The sequence below is a fragment of the Pseudomonas sp. ZS1P83 genome, assembly GCF_054897825.1.
In genome coordinates, this window is the sequence record NZ_CM142706.1 from 5,708,009 (window position 1) to 5,728,029 (window position 20,021).

Annotated in this window: 17 protein-coding genes; 10 read left to right on the forward strand and 7 right to left on the reverse strand. The window is 60.3% G+C overall.

Annotated elements, in window-relative coordinates; all coding sequences use genetic code 11:
- Positions 1-90: 90 nt before the first annotated feature.
- From ACYZT0_RS26790 to gcvH, 8 genes are all read left to right on the forward strand, one after another.
- Positions 91-651 (forward strand): YecA/YgfB family protein, encoded by a 561-nt coding sequence (locus ACYZT0_RS26790; RefSeq protein WP_462043719.1) that lies wholly within the window; start codon positions 91-93, stop codon positions 649-651.
- Positions 652-678: 27 nt separating this feature from the next.
- Positions 679-2,013 (forward strand): Xaa-Pro aminopeptidase, encoded by a 1,335-nt coding sequence (gene pepP / locus ACYZT0_RS26795; protein WP_462043720.1) that lies wholly within the window; start codon positions 679-681, stop codon positions 2,011-2,013.
- Positions 2,010-3,197, forward strand: coding sequence for a 2-octaprenyl-6-methoxyphenyl hydroxylase (gene ubiH / locus ACYZT0_RS26800; RefSeq protein WP_462043721.1), 1,188 nt, complete (start codon positions 2,010-2,012; stop codon positions 3,195-3,197). Before pepP ends, ubiH begins: the two co-directional genes overlap by 4 nt.
- Positions 3,198-3,339: 142 nt before the next feature.
- Positions 3,340-4,557, forward strand: coding sequence for a 2-octaprenyl-3-methyl-6-methoxy-1,4-benzoquinol hydroxylase (locus ACYZT0_RS26805; protein WP_462046640.1), 1,218 nt, complete (start codon positions 3,340-3,342; stop codon positions 4,555-4,557).
- Positions 4,558-4,836: 279 nt separating this feature from the next.
- Positions 4,837-5,841: an extracellular solute-binding protein gene (locus ACYZT0_RS26810; protein WP_462043722.1), complete on the forward strand. Its 1,005-nt coding sequence runs from the start codon at positions 4,837-4,839 to the stop codon at positions 5,839-5,841.
- Between the two features lie 135 nt (positions 5,842-5,976).
- Positions 5,977-7,593 carry an ABC transporter permease gene (locus tag ACYZT0_RS26815; RefSeq protein WP_462043723.1) on the forward strand — a complete coding sequence of 539 codons (1,617 nt, stop codon included), beginning with the start codon at positions 5,977-5,979 and terminating at the stop codon, positions 7,591-7,593.
- Positions 7,594-7,749: 156 nt separating this feature from the next.
- On the forward strand, positions 7,750-8,832 hold the full coding sequence (gene gcvT / locus ACYZT0_RS26820; protein WP_462043724.1) for a glycine cleavage system aminomethyltransferase GcvT: 1,083 nt from the start codon (positions 7,750-7,752) through the stop codon (positions 8,830-8,832).
- A 50-nt stretch (positions 8,833-8,882) separates the two neighbouring features.
- A complete protein-coding gene (gene gcvH, locus ACYZT0_RS26825) occupies positions 8,883-9,266 on the forward strand; it encodes a glycine cleavage system protein GcvH (protein WP_462043725.1) in 384 nt (127 codons plus the stop codon).
- A 98-nt stretch (positions 9,267-9,364) separates the two neighbouring features.
- Here gcvH and ACYZT0_RS26830 read toward each other — a convergent pair whose 3' ends face one another.
- On the reverse strand, positions 9,365-10,504 hold the full coding sequence (locus ACYZT0_RS26830; RefSeq protein ID WP_462043726.1) for a DegT/DnrJ/EryC1/StrS family aminotransferase: 1,140 nt from the start codon (positions 10,502-10,504) through the stop codon (positions 9,365-9,367).
- Between the two features lie 154 nt (positions 10,505-10,658).
- Here ACYZT0_RS26830 and gcvP point away from each other — a divergent pair, with 154 nt between their 5' ends.
- Positions 10,659-13,532, forward strand: coding sequence for an aminomethyl-transferring glycine dehydrogenase (gcvP, locus tag ACYZT0_RS26835; RefSeq protein ID WP_462043727.1), 2,874 nt, complete (start codon positions 10,659-10,661; stop codon positions 13,530-13,532).
- A gap of 201 nt (positions 13,533-13,733) precedes the next feature.
- Here the strand turns inward: gcvP and ACYZT0_RS26840 are convergent, their stop codons facing one another.
- The 5 genes from ACYZT0_RS26840 to ACYZT0_RS26860 all read right to left on the reverse strand — a co-directional run bounded on the left by ACYZT0_RS26840 (position 13,734) and on the right by ACYZT0_RS26860 (position 17,820).
- On the reverse strand, positions 13,734-14,054 hold the full coding sequence (locus ACYZT0_RS26840; protein WP_169857239.1) for a DUF2388 domain-containing protein: 321 nt from the start codon (positions 14,052-14,054) through the stop codon (positions 13,734-13,736).
- Positions 14,055-14,119: 65 nt separating this feature from the next.
- On the reverse strand, positions 14,120-14,569 hold the full coding sequence (locus tag ACYZT0_RS26845; protein WP_462043728.1) for an NfeD family protein: 450 nt from the start codon (positions 14,567-14,569) through the stop codon (positions 14,120-14,122).
- Between the two features lie 8 nt (positions 14,570-14,577).
- Entirely contained in the window at positions 14,578-15,498 is a 921-nt protein-coding gene (locus ACYZT0_RS26850; RefSeq protein ID WP_008150402.1) for an SPFH domain-containing protein, read from the reverse strand.
- A 108-nt stretch (positions 15,499-15,606) separates the two neighbouring features.
- Positions 15,607-17,391 carry a GspE/PulE family protein gene (locus ACYZT0_RS26855; RefSeq protein ID WP_462043729.1) on the reverse strand — a complete coding sequence of 595 codons (1,785 nt, stop codon included), beginning with the start codon at positions 17,389-17,391 and terminating at the stop codon, positions 15,607-15,609.
- 90 nt (positions 17,392-17,481) lie between these two features.
- Positions 17,482-17,820 carry a hypothetical protein gene (locus ACYZT0_RS26860; RefSeq protein WP_462043730.1) on the reverse strand — a complete coding sequence of 113 codons (339 nt, stop codon included), beginning with the start codon at positions 17,818-17,820 and terminating at the stop codon, positions 17,482-17,484.
- Positions 17,821-17,946: 126 nt separating this feature from the next.
- Between ACYZT0_RS26860 and ACYZT0_RS26865 the strand changes: the two genes are divergently transcribed.
- Positions 17,947-18,417, forward strand: a complete 471-nt coding sequence (locus tag ACYZT0_RS26865) for an Lrp/AsnC family transcriptional regulator (RefSeq protein ID WP_310262187.1) — start codon at positions 17,947-17,949, stop codon at positions 18,415-18,417.
- A 122-nt stretch (positions 18,418-18,539) separates the two neighbouring features.
- Here the strand turns inward: ACYZT0_RS26865 and ACYZT0_RS26870 are convergent, their stop codons facing one another.
- Positions 18,540-19,907, reverse strand: coding sequence for a CYTH domain-containing protein (locus ACYZT0_RS26870; protein ID WP_462043731.1), 1,368 nt, complete (start codon positions 19,905-19,907; stop codon positions 18,540-18,542).
- Positions 19,908-20,021 lie beyond the last annotated feature (114 nt).

Here is a 20,021-nt window from a genome sequence, read left to right on the forward strand (position 1 = left end):
CGGACAGCCTTTAATAGTCTTGGCGAGTCTGTCGATGTAGGATACAAGGCCTTCATTCTAGACATAGCGCCGTCTGGCGCCTAGCTGCCCATGCCCATTCAGAATTCTCCGTACCAAGCCTTCGTCACACTGCTGACTTCCAGCGGTCATAACGTCTCGCCTGCAGAACTGCATGGCCTGCTGCTCGGCCGCAGTTGCGCCGGTGCCGGCTTCGATGCCGAAGGCTGGCTGGTTGATGCCGCCGAGCTGCTCGAAGGCGAGCCGCAAGAAAACATTCGCAATGCCTTGATCGGCCTGCAAGAGATGGTCAAGGGCGAGCTCACCGGCGACGACGTGACCGTCGTTCTGCTGCTTCCGACCGATGACGAGCCACTGGCTGACCGCGCCGCCGCACTGGGCCAATGGTGCCAGGGCTTCCTCAGCGGTTTCGGCTTGAACTGCCGTGACAGCAGCATGCTGAGCACCGAGGCCACTGAAGTTCTGCAGGATCTGGCGGCTATTTCGCAGGTGCAAGACGCACTGGAAGAGTCCGACGACGGCGAAAGCGATTACATGGAAGTGATGGAGTACCTGCGCGTTGCGCCGCTGCTGCTGTTCACCGAAACCAAAAAGCCGGACGCGCCGGCTGCCGCCAAACCGTCGTTGCATTAATCGCGAGCCAGGGAAAGCCATCTGCCCATGATTCATATCCCGAAATCGGAATACAGCCGTCGCCGCAAGGCCCTGATGGCGCAGATGGTACCCAACAGCATCGCCATTCTGCCCGCCGCCGCCGTTGCCATCCGCAACCGCGACGTCGAGCACGTCTACCGTCAGGACAGCGACTTCCAGTATCTCAGCGGTTTTTCCGAGCCTTCGGCGGTCATCGTTTTGATGCCTGGGCGTTTACATGGCGAATACATACTGTTCTGCCGTGAACGCAACGCCGAGCGAGAGTTGTGGGACGGCCTGCGCGCCGGGCAGGAAGGCGCGATTCGCGACTTCGGCGCCGACGACGCCTTCCCCATCACCGACATCGACGACATCCTGCCGGGCCTGATCGAAGGCCGTGACCGGGTGTATTCGGCCATGGGCAGCAACCCGGAATTCGACCGGCACCTGATGGACTGGATCAACGTGATCCGCTCTAAAGCGCACCTCGGCGCCCAGCCACCGAACGAATTTGTTGCCCTGGATCATCTGCTTCACGACATGCGCCTGTATAAATCGGCAGCAGAAGTGAAGGTGATGCGCGAAGCCGCACGGATTTCCGCCCAGGCGCATATCCGCGCGATGCAGGCCAGCCGGGTCGGGCTGCATGAATTCAGCCTCGAAGCCGAGCTCGACTACGAGTTCCGCAAGGGCGGGGCGAAGATGCCGGCCTACGGCTCGATCGTCGCCGCGGGGCGCAACAGCTGCATCCTGCATTACCAGCAGAATGACGCCGTGCTCAAGGACGGCGATCTGGTGTTGATCGATGCCGGTTGCGAGATCGATTGCTATGCCAGCGACATCACCCGCACCTGGCCGGTCAACGGCAAGTATTCAGCGGAACAGAAGGCGATCTACGAGTTGGTGTTGGCGTCGCAAGAGGCCGCGTTTGCCGAAATCGCCCCGAATAAACATTGGAATCATGCCCACGAAGCCACCGTCCGGGTCATTACCACCGGGCTGGTGAAGTTGGGCTTGTTGCAGGGCGCCGTCGACGAGTTGATTGCCGGCGAAGCCTATAAAGCGTTTTACATGCACCGCGCCGGCCACTGGCTGGGCATGGATGTGCATGATGTCGGCGAATACAAGGTCGGCGGTGAATGGCGCGTGCTGGAAGTCGGCATGGCGCTGACTGTGGAACCGGGTATCTATATTTCCCCGGACAACCAGAATGTGGCGAAGAAATGGCGCGGCATTGGCGTACGCATCGAGGACGACGTAGTGGTCACCAAAACCGGCTGTGAAATCCTGACCAAAGGCGTGCCGAAAACGGTCGCCGAGATCGAGGCCTTGATGGCCGCCGCGCGGGCACAAGCGGCATGAGTCGAGTCAATCTGGCAATCATCGGTGGGGGTCTGGTCGGCGCCAGCCTGGCGTTAGCGTTGCAAGCAGGGGCCAAGGCGCGTGGCTGGAAGATCGTGTTGATCGAACCCTTTGCCCCCGGCCACACCTATCAACCGAGCTACGACGCCCGTTCTTCGGCGTTGTCCTACGGCGCCAAGCAGATTTATCAACGGTTGGGCGTGTGGCAGGAAATCTCCCGCCGCGCCGAGCCGATCAAGCAGATACATGTCTCCGACCGTGGACGCTTCTCCACCGCGCGACTGTCGGCGATGGAAGAGGGCGTTCCGGCGCTGGGTTATGTGGTGGAAAACGCCTGGCTCGGCCAATGCCTCTGGCAAGGTCTGGATAAGGACGTGATCACATGGCGTTGCCCGGCGGAAGTCACGCGCATGGAGCCGCTGATCGACGGCTATCGCCTGACCCTCAACGATGAAACCACCCTGGAATGCGACCTTGCGGTGCTCGCGGATGGTGGCCGTTCCGGCCTGCGCGAACAACTGGGGATTGGTATCAAAAAGCGCCCGTACAACCAGAGCGCGCTGATTGCCAACATCACCCCGAGCGAAGCGCACAACGGCATGGCTTTCGAGCGTTTCACCGATGACGGCCCGATGGCGTTGTTGCCGCTGCCGGAAAACCGCTGTGCACTGGTCTGGACTCGATTGGGAATGGACGCGCAACGGCTCGCGGCGCTTGATGAGCGCAGTTTCCTCAGCGAGTTGCAGGGCGTGTTCGGTTATCGCCTCGGCACCTTGAATCAGGTGGGTGCGCGGCATCTGTACCCGCTGACGCTGATCGAAGCCGAAGAGCAGGTGCGTCCGCATCTGGCAATTCTCGGCAACGCCGCTCACAGCCTGCACCCGATTGCCGGCCAGGGTTTCAACCTGTCCCTGCGTGATGCCCAGGCTTTGGCTGATGCGCTGCTGGCGAGCGAAACATCTCCCGGCGACTTTGTGACCTTGCAGGCTTACCGCGAACGTCAGCGTCTGGATCAGAACCTGACCGTGGGATTCTCCGATCAGGTCACCCGTTTGTTCGGCAGCACTCAACCGCTGGTTTCCCTGGGCCGCAACATCGGCCTGCTCGGTCTCGATCTGCTGCCGCCGGCCAAACGCTGGTTCGCCCGGCAAGCCATGGGCTTGGGTACTCGACCCGATGCTTAAGTGGCTGACTGCAAGACTCGACTCGATGGTCGATCCGTTTTTCATGCTGATGCTGCTGGAGAACCTCGGTCACCGGTACATTGTCGGAAAAACCCTTTACGTGCGGCTCAAGCCGCAAGCGAGACAGGCTTAAAGCATGGAAATGCGCGCAGATCTGCTGATTGTCGGGGCCGGAATGGTCGGTAGCGCCCTGGCGCTGGCGTTACAGGACAGCGGGCTGGAAGTCCTGCTGCTGGACGGCAGCCCGATGAGCGTCAAGCCCTTCGACGAACAATCGCCGTTCGAGCCGCGAGTGAGCGCCTTGTCGACGGCCAGCCATAGGATTCTCGAACGCCTCGGTGTCTGGGACGGTATCGCCAACCGGCGCAGCAGCCCGTATACCGACATGCACGTCTGGGACGGCAGCGGCACCGGGCACATTCATTTTTCGGCGACCAGTGTGCATGCCGAAGTGCTGGGGCATATCGTCGAGAACCGCGTGGTTCAGGATGCCTTGCTCGACCGGTTGCATGACTGTGATCTGGGAATGCTGGCCAATGCGCGCCTGGAGCAAATGCGTCGCTCCGGCGACGATTGGCTGCTGACCCTGGCCGATGGGCGCACGCTGCGCGCACCGCTGGTGATTGCGGCGGATGGTGCCAACTCCGCAGTGCGGCGGCTGACCGGTGTGGCGACTCGCGAGTGGGACTATCTGCACCATGCGATCGTCACCAGCGTGCGCAGCTCAAAACCTCATCAACTGACCGCCTGGCAGCGTTTCACCGACAACGGTCCATTGGCGTTTCTGCCGCTGGAGCATGATGGTCAGCAGGATTGGTGTTCGATCGTCTGGTCGACCACCCCGAGCGAAGCCGAACGCCTGATGGCGCTGGACGACGAAGGTTTCTGCACAGCGCTGGAGCGAGCCTTCGAAGGCCGACTCGGCACGGTGCTCAGCGCCGATCCGCGTCTGTGCGTGCCCCTGCGTCAGCGCCATGCCAAGCGTTACGTGGCTGAAGGCCTGGCGCTGATCGGCGACGCGGCCCATACCATTCACCCATTGGCCGGGCAGGGCGTGAACCTCGGTTTCCTTGATGCCGCCGTGCTGGCCGAAGTGCTGTTGCAAGCGGCCACCCGTGGCGAGCGTTTGGCGGATGTGAAAGTGCTCAGTCGTTATGAGCGTCGGCGCATGCCTCACAACCTGGCATTGATGGCGGCGATGGAGGGTTTCGAGCGCCTGTTCCAGGCTGATCCGTTGCCGATTCGCTGGTTGCGCAATGCCGGGTTAAAGATGGTCGACCAGATGCCTGAAGCCAAGGCGCTGTTCGTGCGCGAAGCGCTGGGGTTGATCGGGGATCTGCCAGTACTCGCCAAGGCCTGAGTTGTGGCGAGGGGATTTAGCGAAACGTCGCACCGCCCCGTTGGGTTGCGAAGCGACCCTATAACTGCAGTCGAGGAAAGTCAGGCACACCTGTGCGGTGGTAAACGACTGCTGCGCAGCCGAACGGGGCGGTGCGGCGGTCCGCTAAATCCCCTCGCCACAGGGTCGGTCGTTCTGGCTGTGCAACATCTGGTAACGCCTCCGTGAACTGTTCGATTGAGAAGGCAAATGTGAGTCCATATCATTTGGCTTCAATTTTTCAATCGAGAGATCGCTCCCATGTTGGTTCCGAAGCGTCTACTGACCGCGCTCGCCCTGACCCTGATTGGCAGCACCGCTGCCCAGGCCGCTGACGAGGTGGTGGTTTACTCCTCGCGGATCGACGAGCTGATCAAACCGGTCTTCGATGCCTACACCGCGAAAACCGGTGTGCAGGTGAAGTTCATCACCGACAAGGAAGCGCCGCTGATGCAGCGGATCAAGGCCGAGGGCGAGAACGCCACCGCCGACCTGCTGCTGACCGTCGATGCCGGCAACCTCTGGCAGGCCGAGCAAATGGGCATCCTGCAACCGTTCACCTCCAAGGTGATCGACGCCAATATCCCGCTGCAATATCGCTCCTCCGCCCATGCCTGGACCGGTTTGAGCCTGCGGGCGCGAACCATCGCTTACGCAACCGATCGGGTGAAACCCGGTGAGCTGACCACCTACGAAGGTCTGGCCGACAAGAACTGGGAAGGCCGCTTGTGCCTGCGCACCGCGAAGAAGGTCTATAACCAGTCCCTCACCGCCACCATGATCGAAGTCCACGGCGCCGACAAAACCGAGAAGATTCTCAAGGGCTGGGTGAATAACCTGTCCACCGATGTGTTCTCGGATGACATCGCGGTGCTGGAAGCCATCAATGCGGGTCAATGCGACGTCGGCATCGTCAACACCTATTACTACGGTCGTCTGCACAAGCAGAAGCCTGATCTGGCGGTGAAGCTATTCTGGCCGAACCAGGGTGACCGTGGCGTACACGTCAACCTGTCGGGCATCGGCCTGACCAAACACGCCCCGCACCCGGAAGCGGCCAAGGCCTTGGTTGAATGGATGACCACGCCTGAAGCGCAGAAGATCTTTGCTGATGTGAACCAGGAATTCCCGGCTAACCCTGCGGTTCCGCCTTCCGCTGAAGTGGCGAGCTGGGGCAAGTTTGTGGCTGATACGTTGCCGGTGGAGATTGCAGGCAAGCGCCAGGCTGAAGCGATTCGGATGATGGACCGGGCTGGCTGGAACTAACTGCAACACTGATCGTTCCCACGCTCCGCGTGGGAATGCATCCCCCGACGCTCCGCGTCGAAGCGTGACGCAGAGCGTCACAAGGTGTGTGCCCACGCAGAGCGTGGGCACAATCATTTAGACGAGAGCTTTTCCTTGGCCCACCCCGCCCAACGCCGCTGGTACCCCCTGGTCTTCGCCATCGCTGCGCTGGTCCTGCTGCCACTTAGCGTTTTGCTGTTGTCATGGAAAACCATCGATCATCAAATCTGGTCCCACCTCTGGGACACCCAGATGCCGCGCCTGCTGGGCAACACCCTGACCCTGGTACTCGGCGTCGGTATCGGCGTGACGGTCCTGGGCGTGAGCCTGGCCTGGCTGACCAGTCTCTGTGAATTCCCCGGGCGGCGTTGGCTGGACTGGGCGCTGATGTTGCCTTTTGCGATACCGGCTTATGTGCTGGCATTCGTCTTCGTCGGCCTTCTGGATTTCGCCGGCCCCGTGCAATCCCTATTGCGCGAATGGTTTGGCACGGGCTTAAGGTTGCCGCGGGTGCGCTCCACCGGCGGCGTGATTCTGGTCCTGGTGCTGGTCTTCTACCCCTACGTTTACCTGTTGGCGCGAACCGCGTTCCTGGCTCAGGGCAAAGGCTTGATGGAAGCGGCGCGAGTCTTGGGGCAATCCCCGTGGCAGGCGTTCTGGCGAGTCGCGTTGCCCATGGCGCGCCCGGCCATCGGCGCTGGCGTGGCGCTTGCGCTGATGGAAACCCTGGCGGATTTCGGCGCGGTCTCGGTGTTCAACTTCGACACGTTCACGACCGCCATCTACAAGACCTGGTACGGATTCTTCAGCCTCTCCACTGCCGCACAACTGGCCAGCCTGTTGCTGCTGGTGGTGATGGTCGTGCTGTACGGCGAGCGCCGTGCTCGCGGGGCCAACCGGGCGAGCAACGAGCGGCCACGGGTCAAGGCGCTGTATCACCTGCGCGGTTTCAAGGCGATGGCGGCCATGAGTTGGTGCGGTCTGGTGTTTGCCTGCGCCTTCGTCATTCCGATGCTGCAACTGATGGTGTGGTTCTGGCAGCGCGGGCGCTTCGACCTGGACGAGCGTTACGCGGGGCTGATCGTCCATACCTTGTACCTGGGCGGCATGGCGGCGCTGATCACCGTCAGTGTTGCTTTGGTGCTGGCGTTTGCTCGACGCCTGGCGCCGACACGAGCAATCCGCTCCGGCGTCAGTCTGGCCAATCTCGGCTACGCCTTGCCGGGTTCGGTGCTGGCGGTGTCGATCATGCTGGCGTTCAGTTACCTGGACCGCGAACTGGTGATTCCGCTATCGGGTTGGCTGGGGGGCGCCGGCAAGCCATTGCTGCTGGGCAGTTTGTCGGCATTATTGTTGGCCTATCTGGTGCGTTTCATCGCGGTGGCGTATGGGCCGCTGGAAAGCAGTCTGGCGCGAATACGGCCATCTTTGCCCGAAGCAGCACGTAGCCTTGGCGTCAGTGGGCCACGACTGTTTTTCAAAGTGTATCTGCCGTTATTGCTGCCCGGCACGTTGAGCGCTGCGTTGCTGGTGTTCGTCGATGTGCTCAAGGAAATGCCCGCGACCCTTCTGATGCGCCCGTTTGGCTGGGATACGCTGGCGGTGCGGATCTTCGAAATGACCAGCGAAGGCGAGTGGGCGAGGGCCTCTTTGCCGGCCTTGACTCTGGTTTTGGTCGGCCTGCTACCGGTCATCGGATTGATTCGACGTTCAGCGCATCGAAACGCCTAGGTGCCAGTCCTACACCTTGAGGCTACAATGCGCGGCATTCGGTGCGGTCCGTCCTACAGACCAGGTAGCTGAAATCGGCTGAAAGCCTTATATTTCAAGGCTTTCACCCCGTGCAGCACCGGCCAGCACCTTCGCCACGCCCGGAAGGAGAAACCCATGGGACTGCGCACGCCTCTGTATGACCTTCATCTCGCCCTCGGCGCGAAGATGGTCGATTTTGGCGGTTGGGATATGCCTTTGCATTACGGCTCGCAGGTCGAGGAACACCATCAGGTGCGTCGCGATTGCGGGGTTTTCGATGTATCCCACATGACCGTGATCGATGTCGACGGCCCTCAGGCCAAGACCTGGCTCCAGCATTTGCTGGCCAACGATGTCGAACGTCTGCACAGCCCCGGCCGTGCCTTGTACAGCACCATGCTCAACGAGCGCGGCGGCATCGTCGACGACATGATCGTCTACCGTCTCGAGGACGGTTATCGGCTGGTGGTCAACGCCTCCACCCGCAATCAGGACCTCGCCTGGATGCAGGCCCATCTCGATGGTTTCGATGTGCAGCTCAACGAGCGCTCCGAGTTGGCGATGCTGGCCATTCAGGGGCCTCAGGCCCGGCACAAAATTTCCGAACTGGTGAGCCAGTCCCGCGGCAACCTGATTCAGATGCTCAAGCCCTTCGAAGGCCAGCCCGATGGTGACTGGTTCATCGCGCGCACGGGTTACACCGGTGAAGATGGCTTGGAAATCGTTCTGCCGGCCAATCAAGCCCCGGGATTTTTCAACGATCTGGTGGGCGCGGGCATCTCGCCGATCGGCCTCGGGGCGCGCGATACTCTGCGGGTCGAAGCCGGCATGAACCTCTACGGTCAGGACATTCACCAAGACGTTTCACCCCTGGCCTCCAACATGGCCTGGAGCATTGCCTGGGAACCGGCCACTCGCCAGTTCATCGGTCGCAGCGCTCTTGAGGCCGAACGTGCGGGTGGCGTGCAGCACAAACTGGTCGGTCTGGTCCTTGAGGAGCGCGGGGTTTTACGCGCTCATCAAGTGGTCCGCATCGCCAATGTTGGCGAAGGGGAGATCACCAGTGGTAGTTTCTCTCCTACGCTTAGCAAATCGATAGCACTGGCGCGCGTGCCAATGGCGACAGCCGACCGCGCAGAAGTGGAAATCCGTGGCAAGTGGTACCCGGTCCGAGTGGTTAAACCGACCTTCGTACGCCATGGCAAAACCTTGATCTAATCTTTTCTGGCGGGCAACGACCGCCGACAATTCTCTTGAGGACACAGAACATGAGCGATATTCCTGCCGACCTGCGTTTTGCCGAAAGTCACGAATGGGCCCGTCTCGAAGCCGATGGCACCGTCACCGTGGGCATCAGCGATCACGCTCAGGAAGCCTTGGGCGATGTGGTGTTCGTTGAGCTGACCGAAGTCGGAAAAGGCTTCGCTGCCGAAGAACAAGCTGGCGTGGTGGAGTCGGTTAAAGCGGCTTCGGACATCTACTCCCCGATTGCCGGTGAAGTGATTGCGGTCAACGAAGACCTGAGCACATCGCCCGAAACGCTCAACACCGACCCATACGGTGCCTGGATTTTCAAGCTCAAGCCAAGCAACACCGCCGACCTGGAAAAGCTGCTCGACGCCGCCGGCTACAAAGCCGCTATCGGCGAATAATCCATGTGGGAGCGAGCCTGCTCGCGAAAGCGGTGTGTCAGCAAACATTAATGCCAACTGACACTCCCCCTTCGCGAGCAGGCTCGCTCCCACACGTTCTATGGATTTAATACGGACTTCACCGCTGCCACCGACCGCTCGACATCCGCCTTACTCATGGCGGTAAACATCGGCAGCGAAACAATCAGGCGACCGACCCGTTCGGCCACCGGAAACATCCCTTCCTTGAACCCGCGCTCGCGGTAAAGGCTCAGCAGGTGAATCGGCGGGTAGTGATAGCCGATGCCGATGCCCAATGCCTGCATCTGCTCCATGAAGGTAGCCCGTGCCGGTTGGCCATCCCTGCGCTCAGGCAACACCAGCTGAAACAAATGCCAGTTGCTGTTCTCGAAATCCGCCGGGGGCAGTTGAGCCCCATACAACGCTTCGAAATCTTCGCCAAAGCAAGCAAAATAGTGCCTGGCCAGCTCACGTCGATGAGCGGTGATCGATTCGATGTGTGCAAACTGCCCCAGACCAATGGCCGCTGCAACATCGGTCATGTTGAATTTACCGCCCAGCACATCAACGTCCAGTCCATCGAAGCCGCTGCGGGTGACGCCCTGTAAACGGTACTTTTCCGCCAGTCGCACTTCCTCGGCATTGTTCAATACCAGGCAACCGCCCTCTGACGAGGTAACGTTTTTGTTCGCCTGGAAACTGAAGGACACGAAATCGCCGGTTGAGCCAATGCGCTGGTCGTTCCAGCTCGAACCCAAGGCTTGCGCGGCGTCTTCGACAATCCGCAATCCGTGTTTTTTGGCGATCGCATACAACCGGCTCATGTCCACCGGCAAACCGGCGAGGTACACCGGAATGATCGCTTTGGTGCGCGGGGTGATTGCCGCTTCCAGCTGATCCAGGTTGATGTTGCGGGTGATCGGATCAATGTCGGCGAACACCGGCGTAGCGCCTACCTCCAGAATGACGTTGGCGGTGGCGACCCAGGAAATCGGTGTGGTGATCACTTCATCGCCCGGCCCGATGCCGGCAATGCGTAAGGCGATTTCCATGGTGCAGGTGCCGGAGTTGAAGGTGCGCACCGGGCGCCCGCCAAAATACTCAGAGAGTTGCGCTTCAAAGGCCTGGACCTTGGGGCCGCTGGTAATCCAGCCCGAACGCAATACGTCACCAACAGCGGCAATCGTGGTTTCGTCGATGGTGGGTTTGGAGAAAGGCAGGAAAGGCAGTTGATTCATGAGTTCAGAAATCCGATCGGCGGATATTAGGCGTGCGCCGAGCATGATGATCCGGATTGGTCGACGGCGCCACGCCATTCGCTCGGGCATCGACTGCTATGCTGGTTTGACCGTGTTGCATCGACGTTGAGCGCCAGTCAAGAGAGAGCCCGTCATGTCCCAGTTGCCGTCCTTGAGCCAGTTACGCGACACCAATGCCTTCCTTCGCCGCCACCTCGGGCCTGATGCTGCCGAGCAACAGGCGATGCTCGACAGCCTCGGCCTCGGCAGCCGGGTTGAGTTGATTGAGCAAACGGTGCCGCCGGGAATCCGCCTGAACAGGCCGCTCGACCTGCCACCCGCCCTCGACGAAGAAGCCGCGCTGGCCAAACTGCGTGGGTACGCCGAGCAAAACCAGGTCTGGACCAGCCTGATCGGCATGGGCTACCACGGCACCCTCACGCCGACCGTCATTGTGCGCAACGTGCTGGAAAATCCCGGTTGGTACACCGCGTACACGCCGTATCAACCAGAGATCGCCCAGGGCCGGCTCGAAGCGCTGCTGAACTTCCAGCAATTGACCATCGACCTCACTGGCCTGGAGCTGGCCAACGCCTCGCTGCTGGATGAAGCCACGGCGGCGGCGGAAGCCATGGCACTGGCCAAGCGTGTCGCCAAGTCCAGAAGCAATCTGTTCTTCGTCGACGAAAACTGTCATCCGCAGACCATTTCCGTGGTGCAGACCCGAGCAGAAGGGTTCGGCTTCGAGCTGATCATTGACACTGTGGATAACTTGAAACAGCACCAGGTGTTCGGTGCGCTCCTGCAATATCCCGATACCCACGGCGAGATCCGTGATCTTCGTCCATTGATTGATCATCTGCATGCTCAGCAAGCCTTGGCGTGTGTCGCAACCGACCTGCTGAGTCTGCTGTTACTGACGCCGCCGGGGGAGTTGGGCGCCGACGTGGTGTTCGGTTCATCCCAGCGTTTCGGCGTGCCCATGGGGTACGGCGGGCCTCACGCGGCGTTTTTTGCCAGTCGCGATGTGTACAAACGGGCGATTCCCGGGCGGATCATCGGCGTATCGAAAGATGCTCGCGGCAATGTCGCCTTGCGCATGGCCCTGCAAACTCGCGAGCAACATATCCGCCGGGAGAAGGCCAACTCAAACATCTGCACGGCTCAAGTACTGCTGGCCAACATCGCCAGTTTCTATGCGGTCTATCACGGTCCGGAAGGGCTCAAACGCATTGCCCAGCGCGTCCATCGGCTGACCTGCATCCTCGCCGCCGGCCTTGAGCGCCACGGCATCGCCCGCCTCAACAAACACTTTTTCGACACGCTGACGCTGGAGGTCGGTGGTACTCAGACTGCAATTATCGAAAGCGCCCAAGCGGCGCAGATCAACTTGCGCATTCTCGGGCGCGGGCAGCTGGGGTTGAGCCTCGACGAAACCTCTGACGAATCCACCGTCGCGAAGTTATTTGATGTGTTCCTCGGTTCCGATCACGGGCTCAACGTCGACGAACTGGATGCTGAAGCCCTTGCTTGCGGCATTCCCGCAGGTCTGCTGCGTACCTCGTCTTATCTGCGCCACCCGGTGTTCAGTGCCCATCACAGCGAAACCGAAATGTTGCGTTACCTCAAGCAACTGGAGAGCAAAGACCTGGCGCTCAATCAATCAATGATTCCGCTGGGCTCCTGCACCATGAAGCTCAATGCCACCAGCGAGATGATTCCCATCACCTGGCCGCAATTCGCCAACCTGCACCCGTTTGCGCCGAAAGAGCAGGCGGTCGGTTATTCACTGATGATCGAAGAACTGGAGCGCTGGCTCTGCGCGATTACCGGTTTCGACGCAATCTGTATGCAACCTAACTCCGGCGCTCAAGGCGAGTACGCCGGGTTGCTGGCGATCCGCAAATATCACGAGAGCCGCCATCAAGGCGCACGGGATATTTGCCTGATTCCGTCTTCCGCCCATGGCACCAACCCGGCTTCGGCGCAAATGGCCGGCATGCGGGTGGTGATCGTCGAGTGCGACGAGGCGGGCAACGTTGATCTGGACGACCTGAAAGGCAAAGCCACGGAGGCGGGAGACAAACTTGCCTGCCTGATGGCGACGTATCCTTCTACCCACGGGGTGTACGAGGAAGGCATCAGCGAAATCTGCGAAGTTATCCACAGCCACGGCGGTCAGGTGTACATGGATGGCGCCAACCTCAACGCCCAGGTCGGGCTGGCGCGTCCGGCGGACATAGGCGCCGACGTGTCCCACATGAACTTGCACAAGACCTTCTGCATTCCACATGGCGGCGGCGGGCCGGGCATGGGGCCGATTGGTGTGCGGGCGCATCTGGCACCGTTCGTGGCCAATCACCCGGTGGTGCCGATTGAAGGGCCACTGCCGCAGAACGGAGCGGTCAGCGCAGCGCCTTGGGGCAGCGCGAGCATTCTGCCGATCAGCTGGATGTACATCGCGATGATGGGACCGCAACTGGCGGATGCCAGTGAGGTGGCGATTCTCGCCGCGAATTACCTGGCGCAGCATCTGTCCGGGGCGTTTCCGGTGCTTTACACCGGGCGTAACGAACGGGTGGCTCACGAATGCATTCTTGACCTGCGGCCACTCAAGGCGCTGACCGGGATCAGCGAGGAAGACGTCGCCAAGCGGTTGATGGACTATGGCTTCCATGCGCCGACCATGTCATTTCCGGTGCCGGGGACGTTGATGGTTGAACCGACCGAAAGTGAATCGAAGGCAGAGCTGGATCGGTTCATTGGAGCGATGCTGAGTATCCGCGCGGAAATCACCGAGGTGCAGAACGGCAACTGGCCGGCCGATGACAATCCGCTGAAACGTTCGCCGCATACCCTGGCGGACATCACCGGGGTTTGGGAGCGGCCTTACACCATCGAGCAGGCGGTGACGCCGGATGCTCATACCAAGGCGCATAAGTATTGGCCGGTGGTGAACCGTGTCGATAACGTTTACGGCGACCGCAATCTGTTTTGTGCATGTGTGCCGGTGGACGACTATCGCTAATAGTACTGCCCCCCTGTAGGAGCGAGCGGTGCGGCGATCCGACTTGCCCGCGAAGGCGATTTAATATTCAACATTTACGTCGACTGATACACCGCTTTCGCGGGCAAGTCGGATCGCCGCACCGCTCGCTCCTACAGGGGTTTTGTGCTGGACAAAAAAATGCCGCTCATTGGGAGCGGCATTTTTGTTCAGCTGAAAAGCTTACTCGGAGGCAACGGCATTCTTCGCCAGGATCGCATTCGCCAGTTCCATGTCCGTGGCCTGCAGGCCAGGGTTGTCGGCGCGGACTTTCTGCATCGCGGCTTCCAGGTATGGCCCACGAATGCCGCCGTCACTGGCAACAAAGCTACCGGCGTCGTCCTGGGCGGCAACGATCAGCTTGTGATCCTTGAAGGTCAGGTAGGTCGAGCCGGTGGTCGCACCGGACGAGATGACGTTACGCCAAAAGCTATCGGCCATCGCCGAACCGACGGGAAGGGACAGCAGGGCGATGGTAGCGACAGCAAGTTTGAGACGCATGATGGGTGACTCCACTGGGTTATCTACGGCCTTGGATTGCCAATCACCCAGTCGAGTTCCGTAATGGCTCATTCAGCTGGTTCAACCAGCAAAATAGCCCCTTGCTGCTCGATCACCCGAACGCGGCAGCCCGCGGCGGCGTCAGGCCCTCGGGCCATCCACACGCCGTCGGCGACCTTGATCTTGCCGCGACCGTCGACAATCGCTTCATGTACCACAAAGGTTTTGCCGATCAATTCCTGACCGCGCAGGTTTAGGTTCGGCTGATCACTCATCCGCACCGCGCTACGCTGGCGTCTCCACCAATACAGGGCGGTAGCGATCGAGAGCAGGCCGAACAGCAGAAACTGCAATTCCCAAGTGATGTCCGGCGCTGCATAAGTCAGTACGCCAACGGCGGCGGCTGCCATGCCGATCCACAGCAAGTAGCCACCGGCGCCGAACACTTCGAGAATCAGCAGCACGGTGCCTAATGCCAGCCAGTCCCAGAACGATAAATGCTGCAGGAATGCCCACATATCGTGCCTCAGGCTTTCTTGTTATCGAACGTGGCCTTGACGATTTCGCCGATGCCGCCGACTGCGCCGATCATCGAACTGGCCTCGAGCGGCATCAGAATCACTTTGCTGTTGTTGGCCGAGGCCAGTTTTCCGAGCGCATCGATGTACTTCTGCGCGACGAAGTAATTGACTGCCTGCACGTTGCCGCCCGCGATGGCTTCGGACACCACTTTGGTGGCCTGGGCTTCGGCTTCGGCCTGGCGTTCACGGGCTTCGGCCTCAAGGAACGCTGCCTGACGGCCACCTTCGGCCTCCAGGATTTGTGCCTGCTTCTTGCCTTCGGCCGTCAGAATCGCCGCGGCGCGCAGGCCTTCGGCTTCAAGAATTTGCGCGCGCTTGATCCGCTCGGCTTTCATCTGCCCCGACATTGCCGCCATCAAGTCAGCTGGCGGGCTGATGTCCTTGATTTCGATCCGGGTGATCTTGATGCCCCACGGTGCTGTGGCTTCATCGACAGTGCGCAGCAGTTTTTCGTTGATCCCGTCGCGCTGACTGAGCATCGCGTCCAGCTCCATGGAGCCGAGCACGGTACGGATGTTGGTTTGCAGCAGGTTGCGGATCGCGTGTTCGAGGTTGTTGACCTCGTAGGCGGCCTGGGCAGTGTTGACCACCTGGAAGAAGCACACGGCATCGATCTGCACCGTGGCGTTGTCGGCAGTGATGACTTCCTGAGGCGGAATGTCCAGCACGCTTTCCATGACGTTGATCTTGCGACCGATGCGGTCCATCACCGGAATGATGATGTTCAGGCCGGGCTTGAGCGTGTTGGTGTAACGGCCGAAACGTTCGACCGTCCATTGGTACCCCTGAGGCACGACCTTGAAACCCATGAACAGAATGGCGACCACCAGGCCGACAAAAAGTAAAAGCACGCTACCGATCTGCATAACGATTCCCTGTTGATCAATGAATTTGCGATCGCAGGAGTGTAGCGGCGCCGGCTGGGGATAAGAACCGTTAGTCGGCCCTCGCATCATCAGGAGACATAAAAGGCTTCATTTCTGCTCACTCTGCGGCGTCACCCGCAAGACCTCCTCAATCGTCGTTAAACCGGCCGCCACTTTTTGCGCCCCTGACAACCGCAAACTGCGCATGCCTTCTTTGAACGCCTGCCGCCGCACAGCCAGCAAATCAGTGTCGGGGTTGATCAGCGCTTTGACGCCGTCTGTCAGCTGCATGATTTCGTAGACCCCGGCGCGGCCACGGTAACCGGTATCGCGACACTCCAGGCAACCGATGGCACGATGTGCGTTGTTCGGCAACGGTGCCTGCCAAGGCCGGGTCAAGGATTGCCAGTCTTCTTCACCCAGCGTCAGCGGCGCCTTGCAATGCGGGCACAAGGTGCGGACCAGGCGCTGGGCCATGACGCCGAGCACCGTGGCTTTGATCAAGTAATGCGGCACGCCCAGTTCCAGCAAGCGACTGATCGCGCTCGGCGCATCGTTGGTGTGCAGCGTCGACAGCACCAGGTGGCCAGTGAGCGCGGCCTGGATCGCCATTTCAGCGGTTTCCAGATCACGGATCTCGCCGATCATGATGATGTCCGGATCCTGTCGCATCAGCGCGCGCACACCGGCGGCGAAGGTCAGGTCGATGTTGTGTTGGACCTGCATCTGATTGAACGCCGGCTCGACCATTTCGATCGGGTCTTCGATGGTGCAGAGGTTGACCTCTGACGTCGCCAGCTTCTTTAACGTGGTGTAAAGCGTGGTGGTTTTACCGGAACCGGTCGGCCCGGTGACCAAAATGATGCCGTTGGGCTGGCTAGTCATGTCCTGCCAGCGGCGCAAGTCATCGGCGGAGAAGCCCAGCTGATCAAAGTCCTTGAGCAGTACCTCCGGGTCGAAGATCCGCATGACCATTTTTTCGCCGAATGCGGTAGGCAATGTCGATAGCCGCAGCTCGACTTCGCCACCGTCCGGGGTTTTGGTCTTGACCCGGCCGTCCTGGGGCTTGCGTTTTTCCGCGACGTTCATCCGCCCGAGGCTTTTCAGGCGGCTGACGATGGCCATGGTCACTTGTGGCGGAAATTGATAGACGTTGTGCAGCACGCCGTCGATGCGAAAGCGTACCGTGCCTTGCTCGCGACGGGGTTCGATGTGGATATCACTGGCCCGTTGCTGGAACGCGTACTGGAACAACCAGTCGACGATGTTGACGATGTGTGCGTCGTTGGCGTCCGGTTCCTGGTCGCTGGCGCCGAGGTTAAGCAGCTGCTCGAAGTTGCCCAGGGTGTTCATCTGCTGATCGGCGTTGGTCGCGCCGCTGACCGATTTGGCCAGGCGGAAGAACTCCACGCTGAAGCGCTGGATGTCGACCGGGTTGGCCACTACACGCTTGATCGGCAGTTTGAGCACGTGGGTCAGGTCGGCTTCCCAGCCGGTGACGTAGGGCTGGGAGCTGGCCACGGTCACCGCGTCGCGGTCGATGGAGACCGCAAGAATCTTGTGGCGCTGGGCGAAGGCGTAGGACATCAGCGGCGTAATCGCCGCTACGTTGATTTTCAGCGGATCGATCCGCAGATAAGGCTGGCCGGCCTGCTGCGACAGCCAAAGCGTCAGGCTTTCCAGATCGAGGTGTTTACCCGGACGGCTGAGGTCGTCCAGATGTTGGCTGGCGATGAATTCCAGTGGGTGCATCTGGCCATTGGCGGCGTGACGGCGTCGAGCATTGAGCGCGTGTTCGGCCGAGTCCTGGCTGATAAAGCCTTGGGCGACCAGTTCACGCAGCAAATCATTGAGATCCAGCCAGCGGTCCTGAATGGCAAGTTGAACGGACATGCGGGCTCCTTATGAACAACAGTTCGCAAAGGATAGTCGCGGACCCGCAGACCGTTGGGCCACTACCCGACGAAGCCGTGTCGAGTTTTTTCAGCCCGCCGCCTGAGCCGGTTCATCCCACGCGCAATCAGCCGCTTGCAGCTCGACCGAACAGACGCTGATCAGGTTACGTAATTTTTCCGCGATCACTTGGGCGCGGTGCCAGCTCAGACCGTCCATCACGATGTCGATCGACTGCAGATCGTCCCGCCGCTGCATGTTGACCTGCACAGGCGTCAGGCACTGCAAGGCGAACAGGTTGAGCGCCCGGCACAGCAGATCCGGTTCGGCCTCGGCCAGCAATTGATAGTGAACGCGGCAGTGAGCGTTGCTGACGTTCCAGACATCGGCGCGGGTGTGTGGGGTGTTCACGGCTTCTAGATGCGGCATGGTCGGACTCCAAAATCACTGGAGGAATTTTTACATTCGGTGCCGGGCATTTCTTATCTATGATTGAGCGTATTGGCAATTATTTGAATTGCTTGATTCGAAAAGTGATCAATCAAAGGTTTTTTTATGCAGAGCGAGCTGGATGGCTACGACCGCAAGATTCTCGCGTTGCTGCAAGAGGACGCTTCACTCTCCAGTGCGCAGATCGCTGAACAGGTGGGACTCTCGCAGTCGCCATGCTGGCGACGGATTCAGCGGATGAAGGAAGAAGGGATCATTCGCGGGCAGGTAACGTTGCTCGACCGGAAGAAAATCGGCCTGAACACGCAGATATTCGCTGAAATCAAACTCAACGCTCACGGGCGTTCGAACTTCACCGAGTTCACCGAGGCGATTCGTGGCTTTCCCGAAGTGCTGGAGTGTTATGTGCTGATGGGGTCGGTGGATTTCTTGCTACGCATCGTCACGGCGGACATCGAAGCGTACGAGCGCTTCTTTTTCGAGAAGCTGTCGATGGTGCCGGGGATTCAGGAGGTCAACTCGATCGTGGCGTTGTCGGAGATCAAATCCACGACGAGTTTGCCGGTGTTGCGCTAGTGCGGTGATCGTTCCCACGCTCTGCGTGGGAATGCCTCAAGGGACGCTCCGCGTCCAGGTGACGCGGAGCGTCACCGGCTGCGTTCCCACGCGGGAGCGTGGGAACGATCATCATCACAGGATTACATACGCAGCAACATCTTCCAGGCACGATTCTGATACACCGCAATCGCCTGCTGCTTGCGCGCATCCAGCGATTCATCGGTGATCGGCTCGTTAGCAAGCAGAGCAAGCTGTTTCAGCTCACCATACAGGCGATCCATTTCCGGGATGTCCAACACGCTGCGGGCGTGATGCAGCCAGGCCTGGATGCGCTCGATGCGCGGCAGCTGTTCGGCGAGATCTTCCGGCTGTTGCTGGTAACGCTGCAATTGCAGGGACGTCGCTTCTTCACCTAGCAGGCGCGGTAACCAGCTACCCAATTGCGCAGCGCCCTGACGATTGCCACGAACGTTGCGATCGGCAGCCCAGGTGCGGGCGAGCAACCAGCGCGAAGTGTTCAGCGAGAACAGGCCCCAACGCGGGTCTTCCAGTTCTTCAAGGAACTGCTCCGGCGCGGCTTTACGCACGTCTTCGTCGTCGACACCGGCTTGCACCAGCGGACGCCAGTCTTCGAGCAAGGCATCCAGCGCGACGCGCAGATCGTGCGTCGACTGACGCGGTGCGGCTTGACCCAGGCTGCTGAGCAGCGCGCGCAATTCAGCCAGGTTTTCGACCCAGTCCTGCAGCAGGCGCCAGTGGCCGTTGAAGCGATACTGCTCGGCCAGACGCTGGCTGCTGCTCAGCAAGTGCCAGCTCAGCGCGGCGAAAGCGTCGTCCAGCGGCGTTTCGGCGGTAATCTGCGGCGCCGGCAGGCTCAACGAATAGCTGTTGGCGTCGTACAAGCGATAACCGCGTTCGGCCTTGCTGATGTCACATGGCATCAGGGCCAGGGTCGCGGCCAGTTCGGCGGCCAGTTCCAGCAAAGCGGACGGCTCGCCTTCGCGCAGTTCCAGCTCCAGTTCGCAGATTTCTTCTTTTTGCTTGCCGACCACAACGTGGCCGAGGTCCAGCGCGGCTTCTATGACCACTTTGGTCTTGCCACGGCCCCAAGCGATTTCAGCGCGTTCGCGGACGAAATCGGTGGTGAAGATCGCCTTCAGGGTTTTCTTGTCCAGCTCGGCGAGTTCTTCGGGCCAGCATTCGCCGTCGAGTTTCTTCACGTCGAGCTTGGCTTTGGGCAGGTTCCAGTCGTATTCATTACGCACCGACAGACCGGCGACGCTCTGGCCACGGGTCTTGAGGGTTTGAATCACTTCTTCGCCATCGCGACGCAGGCGCAGGGCAACCTTGGCGCGGGCCAGGTCGCGCTCAGGCGTGTCGAAGTACTGGTTCATCAACTCACGGCGTTCCCAGCCACTTTTGTTGCGTTTTTTCAGGAGCGGGTGCTCGCGCAGGGCAGCGAGGGTTTCGCGGCTGACGCGGAGTTTGATTTCGGTTTCTTTCTGCATGGCCGGAAAATCCAGGATCGGGAGCGCAGCCGGGGGGAATGTGTGGCTGCCAAGGTCGTGCAGTGTACAGGACTCACAAGTCCTACGTGCCGCGACGGTTTATTCCTGTCGCCG

Coding starts and splice junctions, on each gene's coding strand:
- ACYZT0_RS26790 (WP_462043719.1), top strand. CDS start 91: ATGCCCATTCAGAATTCTCCGTACCAAGCCTTCGTCACACTGCTGACT.
- pepP (WP_462043720.1), top strand. CDS start 679: ATGATTCATATCCCGAAATCGGAATACAGCCGTCGCCGCAAGGCCCTG.
- ubiH (WP_462043721.1), top strand. CDS start 2,010: ATGAGTCGAGTCAATCTGGCAATCATCGGTGGGGGTCTGGTCGGCGCC.
- ACYZT0_RS26805 (WP_462046640.1), top strand. CDS start 3,340: ATGCGCGCAGATCTGCTGATTGTCGGGGCCGGAATGGTCGGTAGCGCC.
- ACYZT0_RS26810 (WP_462043722.1), top strand. CDS start 4,837: ATGTTGGTTCCGAAGCGTCTACTGACCGCGCTCGCCCTGACCCTGATT.
- gcvT (WP_462043724.1), top strand. CDS start 7,750: ATGGGACTGCGCACGCCTCTGTATGACCTTCATCTCGCCCTCGGCGCG.
- gcvH (WP_462043725.1), top strand. CDS start 8,883: ATGAGCGATATTCCTGCCGACCTGCGTTTTGCCGAAAGTCACGAATGG.
- ACYZT0_RS26830 (WP_462043726.1), bottom strand. CDS start 10,504: ATGAATCAACTGCCTTTCCTGCCTTTCTCCAAACCCACCATCGACGAA.
- gcvP (WP_462043727.1), top strand. CDS start 10,659: ATGTCCCAGTTGCCGTCCTTGAGCCAGTTACGCGACACCAATGCCTTC.
- ACYZT0_RS26845 (WP_462043728.1), bottom strand. CDS start 14,569: ATGTGGGCATTCCTGCAGCATTTATCGTTCTGGGACTGGCTGGCATTA.
- ACYZT0_RS26850 (WP_008150402.1), bottom strand. CDS start 15,498: ATGCAGATCGGTAGCGTGCTTTTACTTTTTGTCGGCCTGGTGGTCGCC.
- ACYZT0_RS26855 (WP_462043729.1), bottom strand. CDS start 17,391: ATGTCCGTTCAACTTGCCATTCAGGACCGCTGGCTGGATCTCAATGAT.
- ACYZT0_RS26860 (WP_462043730.1), bottom strand. CDS start 17,820: ATGCCGCATCTAGAAGCCGTGAACACCCCACACACCCGCGCCGATGTC.
- ACYZT0_RS26865 (WP_310262187.1), top strand. CDS start 17,947: ATGCAGAGCGAGCTGGATGGCTACGACCGCAAGATTCTCGCGTTGCTG.
- ACYZT0_RS26870 (WP_462043731.1), bottom strand. CDS start 19,907: ATGCAGAAAGAAACCGAAATCAAACTCCGCGTCAGCCGCGAAACCCTC.